The following is a 307-nucleotide window of genomic DNA, read 5'->3' on the forward strand; positions in this document are numbered from 1 at the left end:
TGTTAAAACAATTAATAAATAAAAAATTTTGATATTATTTAGTTTTCAAAGTACAAATCACCAACAAACGTTGGTAATGGAGAATAGCGGGATCGAACCGCTGACCCCCTGCTTGCAAAGCAGGTGCTCTCCCATCTGAGCTAATTCCCCAAAAAATGGGCCTAAATGGACTCGAACCATCGACCTCACGCTTATCAGGCGTGCGCTCTAAACCAGCTGAGCTATAGGCCCATGTATATCCATTGATTAAATTGAGAGTAGACCTCTCAAAACTAAATAAAGTTTCGACTAAATGTGTAGGTTCCAT

At 39.7% G+C, this 307-nt stretch carries 2 tRNA genes; both read right to left on the reverse strand.

Features of this window, described 5'->3' with window-relative positions:
* Positions 1–77: 77 nt before the first annotated feature.
* Positions 78–150: transfer RNA gene (locus FC70_RS02570), tRNA-Ala, on the reverse strand.
* A 6-nt stretch (positions 151–156) separates the two neighbouring features.
* A tRNA-Ile gene (locus FC70_RS02575) sits at positions 157–231 on the reverse strand.
* Between the last annotated feature and the right edge of the window lie 76 nt (positions 232–307).

The organism is Paucilactobacillus oligofermentans DSM 15707 = LMG 22743 (assembly GCF_001434315.1).
Classification (GTDB): Bacteria; Bacillota; Bacilli; order Lactobacillales; family Lactobacillaceae; genus Paucilactobacillus; species Paucilactobacillus oligofermentans.